General features: G+C 59.6%; 12 protein-coding genes. 7 read left to right on the top strand and 5 right to left on the bottom strand.

Features of this window, described 5'->3' with window-relative positions:
- Positions 1–189: 189 nt before the first annotated feature.
- The 5 genes from BLQ49_RS27095 to BLQ49_RS27075 form a co-directional block, all read right to left on the bottom strand.
- The gene (locus BLQ49_RS27095) at positions 190–1,881 is read right to left on the bottom strand and encodes a glycosyltransferase family 61 protein (protein ID WP_167627799.1); all 1,692 of its coding nucleotides are present in this window, start codon (positions 1,879–1,881) and stop codon (positions 190–192) included.
- A gap of 96 nt (positions 1,882–1,977) precedes the next feature.
- A complete protein-coding gene (locus tag BLQ49_RS27090; protein ID WP_091722307.1) occupies positions 1,978–2,916 on the bottom strand; it encodes a GNAT family N-acetyltransferase in 939 nt (312 codons plus the stop codon).
- 22 nt (positions 2,917–2,938) lie between these two features.
- Positions 2,939–3,625 carry an acetyltransferase gene (locus tag BLQ49_RS27085; RefSeq protein ID WP_091722305.1) on the bottom strand — a complete coding sequence of 229 codons (687 nt, stop codon included), beginning with the start codon at positions 3,623–3,625 and terminating at the stop codon, positions 2,939–2,941.
- Positions 3,626–3,627: 2 nt separating this feature from the next.
- Positions 3,628–4,407, bottom strand: a complete 780-nt coding sequence (locus tag BLQ49_RS27080) for a class I SAM-dependent methyltransferase (RefSeq protein ID WP_091722302.1) — start codon at positions 4,405–4,407, stop codon at positions 3,628–3,630.
- Positions 4,397–5,974 carry a DegT/DnrJ/EryC1/StrS family aminotransferase gene (locus BLQ49_RS27075; RefSeq protein WP_091722300.1) on the bottom strand — a complete coding sequence of 526 codons (1,578 nt, stop codon included), beginning with the start codon at positions 5,972–5,974 and terminating at the stop codon, positions 4,397–4,399. The genes BLQ49_RS27080 and BLQ49_RS27075 overlap by 11 nt, the downstream gene beginning before the upstream one ends.
- A gap of 175 nt (positions 5,975–6,149) precedes the next feature.
- On the opposite strand from BLQ49_RS27075, the gene BLQ49_RS29335 reads away from it, so the two are divergent.
- The 7 genes from BLQ49_RS29335 (at position 6,150) to BLQ49_RS27050 (ending at position 12,686) form a co-directional block, all read left to right on the top strand.
- Complete coding sequence (locus BLQ49_RS29335; protein ID WP_143012349.1) at positions 6,150–7,601, top strand: glycosyltransferase; 1,452 nt, start codon at positions 6,150–6,152, stop codon at positions 7,599–7,601.
- Positions 7,602–8,338: 737 nt separating this feature from the next.
- Positions 8,339–9,613, top strand: coding sequence for a tyrosine-type recombinase/integrase (locus BLQ49_RS27065; protein WP_091722295.1), 1,275 nt, complete (start codon positions 8,339–8,341; stop codon positions 9,611–9,613).
- Complete coding sequence (locus BLQ49_RS29330) at positions 9,613–10,176, top strand: GH3 auxin-responsive promoter family protein (RefSeq protein ID WP_143012348.1); 564 nt, start codon at positions 9,613–9,615, stop codon at positions 10,174–10,176. The genes BLQ49_RS27065 and BLQ49_RS29330 overlap by 1 nt, the downstream gene beginning before the upstream one ends.
- A 93-nt stretch (positions 10,177–10,269) precedes the next feature.
- On the top strand, positions 10,270–10,467 hold the full coding sequence (locus BLQ49_RS27060; protein WP_091722291.1) for a helix-turn-helix transcriptional regulator: 198 nt from the start codon (positions 10,270–10,272) through the stop codon (positions 10,465–10,467).
- Position 10,468: 1 nt separating this feature from the next.
- Complete coding sequence (locus tag BLQ49_RS29325; RefSeq protein ID WP_143012347.1) at positions 10,469–10,672, top strand: hypothetical protein; 204 nt, start codon at positions 10,469–10,471, stop codon at positions 10,670–10,672.
- Entirely contained in the window at positions 10,669–10,962 is a 294-nt protein-coding gene (locus tag BLQ49_RS27055) for a hypothetical protein (protein ID WP_091722288.1), read from the top strand. Before BLQ49_RS29325 ends, BLQ49_RS27055 begins: the two co-directional genes overlap by 4 nt.
- A gap of 23 nt (positions 10,963–10,985) precedes the next feature.
- A complete protein-coding gene (locus BLQ49_RS27050) occupies positions 10,986–12,686 on the top strand; it encodes a DUF3987 domain-containing protein (protein WP_167627798.1) in 1,701 nt (566 codons plus the stop codon).
- The last annotated feature ends 32 nt before the right edge of the window (positions 12,687–12,718 follow it).

Below are 12,718 nucleotides of genomic sequence, written 5' to 3'. Positions count from 1 at the left end.
ACGGTCGAGATCTCTCATGAGGGGGTTTCAGAACCCTGCGGGCATCGCGCCGGTAGACACCATCCTGGTTTCCACTGCGGCCTTGCCGCGTGACCCAAGCGGGATCACGGGCGGCTCTCAACGCGGGATCGCTCCTGAGCGTCCGCGAGCGGACTCGCGCCGCCGTGCTGACGCCCCGGATGACGGGCCCTATGGACAGACATCGCCGATCAGCTCGATGCAGCTGGCCACATCGACCAAATAGTCATTGCACGCCGCCGTGGGATGGGTGAATTTCAGTTCAAGACCTTTGAAAAAAATCACGCGGCATTCAGCTGCGCCCGCAATGCACGCGACCGTGCCGAAAGCATCCTCGCCGGACTCGTTGCAAACAATCACAATCGGCGTTTCGGGTCGGCAAGCAATCAGATTGATAAGAGCGGGCCCCATCTCGGCGACGACGATCGAAGCTGCCTGCGCGGCGCGAAGCTGATCCGGTACCGACGTCACAGCCGGATCGAGGGCGATAAAACCCGAGCGGCCGAGCTGGTCCTGAAGCACGGCCGAATTCCGGTTCACCATCCCGGCGGGTTCCGCAAAACCTTTCGATTGAAACAGACGAGAGACGGCTGAGATATCCGCCGGATCGTTGACCAGCCCCTTGATCAGACTCAAGACCGATGGAGACGGCAAACCACATGATTCGCGCCCCTGCGTCGGCCAGATGACCTTCAACTCTTGGACGAGGCGCGGCGCCGAAATGCTGATGAACTCAGCATTCGGACAAAGGATCGTCGCCCACGCCTCGTATTGCGACGGCAATCCGGCTTCGACGAGCGCAGGCCAACCGGCGTCGTCCCCCGCAGCCCTCAGACGGGGCAGCTTCTCCAGCACCCAGCTCTGGAGATCTCGTGAATTTGCACCCAAGAGGGAGATGCCACCGGGCAGAACCGAAGCATCGATCGGATCGCCAGACCAGTCCACAGCAGCAAGGCCGCCGAGAAAAGCTACGATTCCGCTTTTGGCCTCCAAGTTTACCCCGGGTTCAACGTCCGGCACATCTTCGCAGAAAACAATGATATTTTGCTGCGATAAGACGAAACTCCTCCCTGGAAATATCGTCACGTTGGGTAAGCCGGCCATAAATATGTCTGCGCTCGTCGAACGGACGGCAGGCGTCATGTCTTCCGCATAACCGCGCCGGTCACGGACGCTCCATGCGGGGACATCACAGTATTCTGATGGACTGATGTTTGCTGGCACGATCCCACTATCGAAACAGTAATCGGTAAGGGATTTTGCCGGGAAGACGGCCACGGACGGACGTTTCGCTTCCCCTGGCTTCAGAACGTACGGTGGGCCGACGCGATAGGTTTCGAAGAACGCTTCGGCAATTGCGGGCTCACCCACCGTCAAGGCGACGTATCCCAGCAAGATCGCCGCGTCTGACCCGTACAAGCCCTTCGGTCCAAGCCGCAGAAAAGACCTGAGGGCGGACCGTCGCTGCTGAGGCTCGATACCTTCGAGACCGAGACCGCCAACCCCGCGCCCATCGCCGGTCGGCGCGTGGACACTGCAATCAACTCCAAGCTGTTCCCACACCAGCGAGGCTTGAAGGCGGTCTACCAGACGCCCTTCCCAGAAGCCGAACTCACAAAAATGCCAGAGTGGATCCAGCCCGGCCTCCGACACATCCGGATAACGGGACAGATACGCGTCCGCGTGAAAACCAGCGGCTTCTGCCCAACCTTCACGGGTGTGAAAGCCGAATGTCCGGCTCCGCTCATAGCGACCAAATTGAATAAAATGCGCGAATGGATCGAGCCCAGCCTCACGCACATCAGAATTATAAACGATATAATTTTCGTTCGAAAAATTCAGATACCGCCGAAGATCGGCCATAAGATCGATCGTTGGATGGTTCTCTGGTAAGGCACGCATGAAGTCCCCGCGGGATCAGGACGTCGAGCTCTCCGGATTGAAGTGCCCCCTGATGCATTAAATCAAATCTAAACGATAGACGTCGTGGACAACCGAACTTCCGCCGAACTCTTCCTTTTGGCAGACTAAACCTTCGTTGAGAACCCGGCCGGCATCTGTCGTGGAAATTCCAAAATCGAAGAATCGCTTTTCTGAAACATAGCGCGCGATCGTTTCCTCGAAGACCAGATCGAGCGCCCCGGTTTCACGACCGCGCAAACCGGTGGCGATGTATTGCGCATGGGCGACGGTCTGAGTTTCGAAGATCACCGTTCCCGCTACGACGACACCGGCTTCCTCGGCAACAAAAAGCCGAATGTTGTCGGGAAAGAGATCGGCGAGACGTACTATCTCGTCCAAACTATGGGTCGGGGCGACCCCATGACGTTCTTCGAGCGTCGCATGCAGCAACGCCCAATAGTCTGACCAGCGCTCGGACCGTCCAACCTGCAGGCCTGCCCGACGTGCAGTGCGCGCCCCGCGAACGCGCCGCGACCCGCGACGACCAGGCGCGCGCAGATCAATGGTGGTCGTCAGGTCGCGGCGAACGAGGCGCGCCCCGAGTCTCGTCAACGCGTATAGATCTTCCTCGGTTGGGCGACGATGATAGATATGGGGCACGGCCTTGTAGGTGAGGCCGGAGACGCCGCATCGGCGCCAATACGTCATAATTTCCTGGAGGATGGCAATGACCCGGGGGGCGGTTGCACGTTCGCTCAGAACTAAGCCACCAAACGTCAAGCCTCCATGTGAGACAACGTCACTTCCGACCCGGTTCCCCGGCAGCAAGGCGACAAGTTCGTTGTCGCTGAAGACCAAGAGCGAGGAATCCACATAGCGATCTGCGTGATATTCCATGAAGGCGCGGTCGAACAGAAAATGGCCATTGCGCGCAGATATATTGAAGGTATTCCACTCAATCGCCCGGTCATGAGTGTATGGTATGACTTCGATCATAGCACGTACAGATTTTTAGCCGTCAGGATTCCTTGACTCGGCAGAAGCGAGTGGCTGCAACCTTTCGACGTTCCGCAGGGTTGCCTTGATACACACCGTCCGGCTCAGTCGATGCACCGATGACAGAGCCCATCGCAATGAAATTGTCACTTGCGATAGTCACATGGTGAGCGAGGCTCGCATTCACACCGATGTAAGACGATTTTTCAATCTCGCAGAAGCCCGAAATAACGACATGAGATGTGATAAAAACGTTTTCATGAATCGTCGTGCTATGCCCGATATGGTTTCCACTCCATAGAGTAACATTATTCTTGATTTTTACGAACGGCTGCAAAGTATTATGCTCCAAGATGAAGCAGTTCTCGCCAATCTCGACGTTATGCCAACGGAAACACTGTGAGCTTACATAACTCGCAACCCGGTAGTTGTGTCGTTTTATTGTATCATAAAGGCGCCTGCGGAGACGGTTGAGCTGAGTATCTCCAACAGCAACAAAGGCGTCCACTTGCCCAGGAGGAAATCGCTGCGTAACCTCATCAAGATCGACGAGAGGCAATCCCTGGAAAGTGTCGCTGGTGCGATAGGGGCGTTCGACGGCGAAGGCGACCGGCATGAAGTCCGAGTCATGTCGAAAATATTCGCACGCAAGCGCTGCGATTTCGCCGCCGCCAACAATAAGCAGGGGTTTACCGCCGCTGAGGCTCATGATTAAGGCTGCCGGATCAAGAGGTCATCACGACGGTTTGCCATGGGTAGGCCCTCCGCCTGAGGCAAGACGTAACCGTGGCACCCCGCGAGTTGCGCACGTTGAACCAGAGCGGCCAGAACCGCATCGTTGATGCGGCCCCGATCCAGGTCATAATGAGTTACACTTAGATCTTCGTCTCGGCCGGAAAAGGCGCGGTGGAAACGCTGTCCATTCGGCGAGGAAAAGAAGCGCAGCCGCTTCGATGCGTTCGGAACATCGCCAAACAAGGCGTCGCCGCCCGGCGCCAGCAGGTCGATCGTGGCATCAATCACATCGAAGATATTTCCATCCACGAACATGTATTGCAAAACACTGTAGCACAACAGCGCGTCGACACCAACGTCCCCGGCGGTATCGCGCACGGCGTCTGCAACGGCAGGAAACGGACCTGCTATCTTTATGACGTGGTCGGCATCTGGGAGTTGCGTCAACATCTCGGGCGAATCGACCAAGATGAGCCGATGGCCGTTCTTACGGCACAGTTCAATCAGCAAGCGCGGGAGTTCGGCGCACCCTGGGCCCACATCGACGATGACCTGCCCTTGGCGGTTTAAGGCGGGTAATTTACTTTGAATATCTGACAAGATTGCGGATTCTTGTCCGGCACGATACGAATCCGGAAACCCCGTCCTCTCATGCAGAGAAAGATGCGTATTTCGAGCCAAGGCTCGAAATCCATCATAGTTGAGATCAATCGTCGCCAGATCTACCGATCGCTGATTTTCAAGGTCATCCGACATTAGGGGTAGCCCGCTCAGAGCGACCGGCCCTGAAATAGTTGCGAACGACATCGATCACCCTGTCGATCTCATCATCCGAGTGGAGCGGATCGAGAGGAAGGCTCAGCGTCTGTGAGCAGAATTGGTCGGCGATGGGAAAGCCCTCCGCGCGCCAACGCTTGTTAGAAAAACACGGCTGCCTGTGAATTGGGATTGGATAATGAATGTTGGTACCAATATCATGTTCCCGGAGATAGTCCTGCAACGCTTCTCGCCGACCCTCCTGAACCTGAACGGCATATACATGCCAAACGGGTTCGGCCCAAGGCCGTACAACCGGTGTCACAAGGCCCTCGATCCCACCGAGTCCGCGCTGGTATCGGTTAGCCAGCGCCCGTCGACGCTCATTCCAGCCCCCAAGCTCGGTCAATTTCCGGCGAAGGATGCTTGCCTGGATAGGATCCAGACGAGAGTTCAGTCCGAGCTTCTCATGTTCATAGCGAACACGAGATCCATAATTTGCAAGCGTGCGTATCCGCTCCGCGCGGGATACGGTGGTTGTTGTGACCGCACCGCCATCCCCCGCCGCCCCGAGGTTCTTCGTCGGATAGAAGCTGAATGCGGCAGCCTCTGACAAGCTACCGCAGGGGCGCCCTTTATAAGCGGCACCATGAGACTGGGCGGCATCCTCGATCACGAGGATGTTATGCGATTTCGCGAGGGCCGTGAGCGGGTCCATATCGACGGGATGTCCATAGAGATGGACCGGGATGATCGCCCGCGTTCGCGGCGTGATTGCCGCGGCCACCTGACTCACATCGATAAGACCGGTGTCTTGTTCCACATCGACCAAGACTGGCTCCGCGCCAACTTGGGTCACCGCCAATGCTGTGGCGACGAAGGTGTGAGCGGGTAAGATCACTTCGTCGCCGCATCCGATACCGGCATCCATCAGGCAGAGTTGAAGGGCCTCCAGCCCATTCGCAACGCCGACCGCCTGTTCCGCGCCGCAGAGAGCTGCGAATTCAGTCTCGAAAGCGCTCACTTCTGGACCACCGATATATTGGCCGGACTTGAGCGTTTCTCGCACGGACTCACTCAAGTCCGATGCCAAGCGTCCGACGTATCGCGAATCCGTGTACCGCTTGATTGGAAGATAAGAGACTTCCCTCGTTTCCTGCTTACGACGGTCCCAGTGCAAGAATGTCTCAAAATCCCGGATATAGTCCGATTCATCGTATGGTTTAGAAGCGAGGACACCCACCGTACAATGGGTGCTGAAATCCCGAAGATCACGCCAGTAACCAGGTGGTACAATGAGCGCTTGCTCGAACGATGATAATTGAAATGAGAATTTCTGCTCGCTGTCGCAGAGATCGACTGTAACTGATCCGCTGAGACAAATAATACATTGCCGCAAAGTTTTATGCGCATGAGCGCCCCGCGACGCACCCTCGGGGATATCCGTTATGAAATAGAAGCGCTCGAAGTCGAAGCCGAGGTCGCGGAACGCTTCAACAACCCCGAGCGTGCCCTCTGGCCGACAAATAGTCCTAACAAGCTGAAGGCGCGGCGGCTCCCTGCTCATTGGTCTCTTGCCACCGTGGCCCCTCAAGCGATTAGCGACTTCTAACGCCGCGCATGCTGTTTAGCCGCGCCCCCTGCCATTCGCAAGGTTGCCGCTTTTGGGCCCGGCTTGACGGGAACCGGCTCCGGCGGTTGTTAGGCGGCGGGGGCAAAAATTCAAACGGCGGAGGTAGGATTTGCAACAGGACTCGCTCGCTTCGGACGAGCGGTTTGCAGGACTGCCTCCGAATATGAAATCTTGGCTCTTGCAAACTGTAGCCGCCTATCGCGTCGGCGACGTCGATGCGGGACTAGCCCTTCTTTGCGATGGGGTTAGAACCTTCAACGATGCACGCTTGGGCATCGGGACCGTGTTTGGCTGCCAGGAAATGGATGAGTTGTGTCTCGAGGCGGGCCGCATCGTCGGCCACCTTGGACATTGCCCTGAGCATAGTCAAAGAAACAGTCAGGATATTGCCAGTAACCAGATCGACGACGATTTGCGCAAGAGTAAAATTGTTTATCTCGTCACCGAAATTTATTCCATAGGCGGCCATAGTCGCGTGATCGAAGATCTAGTCTCGGCATACCCAGAGGCTGAGCACGTCATTGTTGTTACCGATATACTGGATCGCCAGACTGGCTCCGATTTCACCACGGCGATGCGTGTGCCGTGTCAGATTGTCAGGCTTGCGGCCGGTCGTCCTGCACAGAAGCTTGCTGAGCTCACAAAGCTCCTCGACGATTGTTCCCCGAGCCATATCGTTCATCTCGCTCATCATTTCGATGCCGTGGCCACAGCTGTCATGCAAGCGCATCGTTTTCCGGTGCAGCTAATTTATATACACCACGCAGACCACCAGCTCGCGTTCGGCATTTTCTTACCAGACGTCATGCATGTTGATCTCCATCCGCGGGGCACTCACATATGCACGTACGATCTGGGGGTTCATTCTCATTATCTTCCGATGGTCTGCCGGACAGAACCGGTATTATCGCGCTCGCTTTCGACTTTCGTCACGGCAAGTTGCGGATCGTTCGTGAAATTCACCGGCGATGCACCGATGAGCCTAGAAGATATGATCATCACGCGCTTGACGGTGCGCGAGGGATTTCACGTTCACGTCGGTCTTTTGCCCGCCACGTTTGAAGCATCAGTACGCGAGCGCTGTGAACGTCTGGGCATCAAGGAAAGTCGTTTTATATATATCCCCTTCGTCGATGATCTGGCTCAGGCGCTGGCGACGCTTTCATGCGATCTATATATTGCCTCCTTCCCAATTGGAGGGGGAAAGGCAGTTCTAGAAGCCATGTCCGCAGGCGCAGGCGTTCTTTGCTTCGGCCGCCCCGATCTCCAACTTTTATCTGCTATCGACATAGCGTATCCGCAGGCGCTCGTCTGGCGAACAGCGGATGAGTTCAAGCACAGGCTGGCGCAGTACGATGATACAGCACGTCAGGCCCATCGCGAATTCGCTCTCGCACATTTCAGGGCGCATCACACATTTGAAGCTTTAATCAAGCAATGGACCTCTTTGCTAACTCGGACTGATAGCGACTTGGTCCCGCCACCGATCAAGCCTTTCCGTGGCAGCCCGTTGGCACGCTTTGACATCCCCGAGAACATGGCGGCTCGATTTACATTATAAGCCGCTCGGATCAGGATATGGAGTCAGGATTGTATAAAATCGCCCGCGGCAATGTGCTTCTGAAGGTTGCGCCGGCACGTCATGGCGGCTGAAACCGTAAGGGGCCCTTGAGAGAGGCTCTGGCAAAGGGCTGTGGTGGCTTGGTTACGTATGATTCGCGCCGCCCAAGAGTGTCAGCAGCCTTTTTCCGTATGCGAGCGCGGCTGAATGGGTCGGACAGCCTGTTCAGGACAATTCGGTTCTAGCCCTCATTGAGCAGAGTAGATCGGTGCTGTGTCCCCACGGCCGGGGTCAGGCCACGCAGGCTCTGGGCCCGCCGGGACGAGGCGGCCCATAATGTGACCGAATGCAGCACGAACAGGATGCTGCCAGGGCCGCGCCGTCGCATGTCCGGGGGCGATCGCTCTTCGCGGCTTGGCCGTTTGAAGCGGCAGAGCAATGGTGCAATCTCTGCCCAGCGGCCATCGGCAGGGAGCGGTCTCCCCATCTCCCCTCAAGGCCCCGCGGCCGGTTTTGTTGGAGGCTCTAGGTTCCTGGAAGCCCTTGGCGCGCCCTACGGGAATCGAACCCGTGTTTTCGCCGTGAAAGAGACGCTGTCAGATCTATCTGCGTCTACCCTTGTCGCAAAATCCGCAGCTTCTCCAATCTGATAGCCGATCTGCGCCTAGTCTTGTCTATCGCGGTCTAGCTACACATATTGGACATCTGTTGGACATCGCTTGCAGAGGAGCCCCGTTGTGGCCCGCAGTGTTCGTGACGCCAACCTTGAGACCCGCACCGCTCGCCAGCGGCTGCTGCCGCGCGGGAAACCGTATTATCGCACGCTGGAGCCGGGCCTGCACCTTGGCTATCGCCGGCCGCAGAAGGGCGCCGGCAAGTGGGTCGCCCGCCACTACATCGGCGAACGCGACTACGAGGTCGAGACGCTCGCCGTCGCGGACGATTACTCCGATCCGGACGGCGTCGCCGTGCTGAGCTTCCGGCAGGCGCAGGATCTGGCACGCTCCCGGATGGTTCAGCGGGCGCACAGTGCCGCCGGCAAGACCGGGCCGCTTACCGTCCGCGACGCGGTCAACGCCTATGTCGATTTCCTCGACGCCAACCGGAAGACCGGTGTCGATGCTCGCAAGAGGGCAGGGGCCCATATCTTGCCGACTCTCGGCGACATCGAGGTCGAGGCGCTCACCACCAAGCAGCTTGAGAAGTGGCTCGCCGACATGGCGAAGGCCGCACCCCGGATCCGGACGAAGGCCGGCGACGAGCAGCGCTACGGCAAGATGGCAGTCGATGACGAGACGAAGCGGAAGCGACGCTCCTCGGCCAACCGCACGCTGACGATCCTGAAGGGCGCGCTCAATCGGGCGTGGAGGGGAGGGGGCATCTCATCGGATCTTGCTTGGCGCCGGGTTGAGCCTTTCGAGAACGTAGACGCCGCCCGCGTGCGCTACCTGACGATCGCCGAGGCCAAGCGCCTGATCAACGCGGCAGAGCCAGGATTCCGTGCTCTGGTTCAAGCCGGCCTGGAGACCGGTGCCCGCTACGGCGAGCTGTGCGCCTTGGAGGTCCGCGACTTCAATCCGGACTCCGGCACCGTCGCGATCCGTACCTCAAAGTCAGGCAAGCCCCGACACATCGTGTTGACGGACGACGGCGCCTCCTTCTTCGCCCGCCACGTAGCTGGTCGTCCCGGCACCGAGCGAATGTTCGTGAAGTCTCACGGCGAACCGTGGGCGGCCTCGCATCAGCTGCGGCCGATGGCAGACGCCTGCATCAACGGCAGGATCACGCCCCCTATTGGCTTTCACGGGCTACGGCACACCTGGGCCTCGCTGGCGGTCATGGCCGGCGTGCCACTGATGGTGGTGTCCCGCAACCTCGGCCACGCCGACACGAGGATGGTCGAGAAGCACTACGGGCACCTCGCACCGAGCTACGTCGCCGATGCGATCCGGGCCGGTGCCCCACGGTTTGGCGGGGCCGGCGACAACGTTGAACCGATGCGAGCCGTTTGATGCCGCTCACCAAGCCATCATTTTTGCCTGTCGGACTGGTGCAATTCGTGAAAGTACGCGAGCAAATTGGATCTGAGATACTTGGGTCGGCCTTAGCAGGCAGACAGCTAGTTGCGATCTACTACGATCCAGGGGGAAATTTTCTGCCGTTACTGGATCATTTTTGGCAAGGGCCCCATGGCGCCGTGATCATGGATCATGGCTACATACCGTCTGCAGTTGCTTGGCAGATCGGAATACCCAACGGCGGAGAGGACATAAGCATCTACCTGGATGCTCTACAGGCCCAGGCGCTCGAGCGAGTGAGTAGCACAGCCAAGCAGGCTGCCAGCCCGCCCGGGGAAGCGGACAGGCCCAAATCGATGCGCGATCGGGATATTGAGGAGGCCATAGCAGCGCTTCAGGCTGAAACGCTGACGAAAAGGCTGACGCGAGCACAAGCTAGTGAATTCTTGCGCCAGCGTTTTCCCAGCCGACACATCACCGAAACCGATTTTCGAAGCATTTTCAAGCGAGTACCGACATCTATCGGCAGGCCGAGAAATGTCGACAAAAAACCCTGACACAAAATATCTGCGTCAGTGTTATCATGGTTTTTTCCAGGACAGATCTGCCTAATCTTGGATGCACCGCCATAGACAAAGGCAGGTGCCGAGATGCAAGTCTGGACAATTCCCGAGTGGTGCGCGCACCGGAAGATCTCCCGCGCAACCTTCTACAACCTGATTAAGGCCGGCAAAGCGCCGCGCACCATGAAGTTCGGCAATTCCGTCCGGATCTCGGCGGAGGCTGATCTGGAATGGCTGCGCGCGTGTGAGGCGGAGTCTGCCTCGCGGACCAAGGAGGCCGCATAGCATGCAAAAGAAAACCTGCGCTCAGCGCGGGCCGAGGCAGGTTTCCTTGATTGTCGCTTCGCAGGCCGACACTCACGGAAATACTCCCGCCCCCGCCTTTCGGCAAGATCTCTATCTCGCCGCACGCTACGGCCTGTCGCCGGCCGTCGCCAGCGTCGTCGCCGAGTTGGCGCTCGCGACACCTGAGCACTGGAGGCGCGCATGAGCGCCTCCCCCCTCAATCCCAACGACTTCGCCTACGGCGATCCGGACAAGCTCCGGGCCCACATCGCCGAGTTGATGGCCCTCGTCAGCATGCGCGCCAACATGGTCGGCGACTACGCGGTCCTACGGGACGATGCCGGGCTGAAATACTCGATGCGCTGCGCCGCAGCTGAGTTCCGGGCTGCCCTGAACTTGCTCGGTGACCTAACCGAACAGACCGATCGAGATCGCCAGCGCGATCAGTCAGCCAGGGCACCTCGTACCTATTCGAATCCGGAGGCGCGCCTATGAAAGCGCAGCATTTCGCTGCCGAGTTGGGTCGCCTCGGCCCGGCCGCCGACGATCACCGTCATGGTGATCACGGCAGGCCTAACGGCGCCAACGACACTATCGGCACAGGGAGGAAAGATGGATGGGCGGAGCCCGATCTGAGCTTGCTTGGCACCGGCCGGCGCGCGCCGCCGCCGTTCCCACTGCATCTGCTTGGCCCGTGGTCAGGCTGGTGCGAGCGCAAGGCCAAGGGCGCGTCCGCGCCGGTCGACTACGTGGCGGTGGCTCTGCTCGCCAGCGTCGGCGCCGCCATCGCCAACGTGCGTTGGCCGCAGGCCGGTACCGCGTGGTCGGAGCCGCCGGTGTTGTGGTGCGCCGAGGTCGGGCCACCTTCCTCATCCAAGTCGCCGAGCATGGACGCGGCCTTCAACCTCGTGCGGTTTGCCGAGGACCGGATGGCCGACGGCTTCGAGCAGATCCAGCAGGAGCATGCCACCGCCAAGCAGGCCTGCGAGGCCCGCATCGAAGCGTGGAAGGTCGAGGTCAAAACCGCCGTGAAGAACGGCGACTCGGCGCCTGTCATGCCAGCCGACGCTCAGGAGCCACCCGCGCCGGTCCGGCCGCGGATCCGAGTCGCGGATGCCACGGTCGAGGCACTTGGCGCCCTGGCCGCTGGCCTGCCGCGCGGACTCCTGCTTGTCCGTGACGAACTGGCCGGCTGGCTCGGCGCCTTCGACAAGTACGGCGGGGGAGGATCGGACCGGGCGTTCGCGATCGAGATGTATGGAGGCCGCGCCTACGTCGTCGACCGGATGAAGAACCCGGAGCCGCTACGGATCCGTCATCTCAGCGTCGGCGTGCTGGGCGGCGTGCAGCCGGACAAGCTGGAGATGATCCTGAACGGGCCGGACGATGGGCTGGCTTCCCGGCTCCTGTGGGCATGGCCGGAGACTAAGCCCGAGTTCCACTTGGCGCGCGGCGCGCAGGACGACGGGCCGATGCAGCGCGCCTTCGCCCGGCTCACCGACCTGTTGCAGCTCCATGACGAGTTCGGCCACCCTGAGCCGGTGATCGTGCCGCTCGCCCGCGAGGCGGAGGACCGGCTGGAGGCGTTCGCCAGAGATATTGTGGAGCGCTGCCACATGGCCAGCGGCCTGCTCGCCGGCACGCTCGGCAAGGCGCGCGGGCACTGCCTGCGCCTGTCCGCCGTGCTGGAGTATCTGTGGTGGTGCGGCGGCACCGAGGAATTGGAGCCGAAGACGATTTCGCCCGACGCGGTGACGGCGGCGGCTGATCTGCTGAACGCCTACTTCCTGCCGATGGCCGAGCGGGTGTTCGGGGACGCTGTGATCCCGGTGGCCGAGCGGCGCGGGATGCTATTGGCACAGCACCTTCGGCAGAACCGGATCGCGGAGTTCAACGCCCGCGATGTTCGGCGGCAGATCGGCGGCATGCTCCGCGACGCGGCCGACATGGAGGCGGCCTGCAAGCAGCTCGTGGAGGCCGGCCTGATCCGACCGCGCTTCACCCGGGTTGGCGAAGGCAAGGGGCGCAAGGCCCTGAACTATGAGGTCCGTCCGGAGGTGCAAACCGACCGCCCTTTTGGCCTCAGCCCGGTTCCTGAAAAGATCTCCCCCCTCGTGCCGGCAGTGCCAATGGCGCCGATAGCAGCGATTTCGCCCCTAGAGCGTTTTCGGTTTGAGCTGAATCGGCCAGTTGGGGTTCACGTCGGGCTGTCGAGTTGATTCATTGCGCGCTCCAGATGAGGAGCAGAGCA

Source organism: Methylobacterium phyllostachyos, assembly GCF_900103445.1.
GTDB classification, from domain to species: Bacteria; Pseudomonadota; Alphaproteobacteria; order Rhizobiales; family Beijerinckiaceae; genus Methylobacterium; species Methylobacterium phyllostachyos.
Note: the sequence above shows the minus strand (reverse complement) of the source record. Positions and strands in the feature narration are given on the sequence as shown.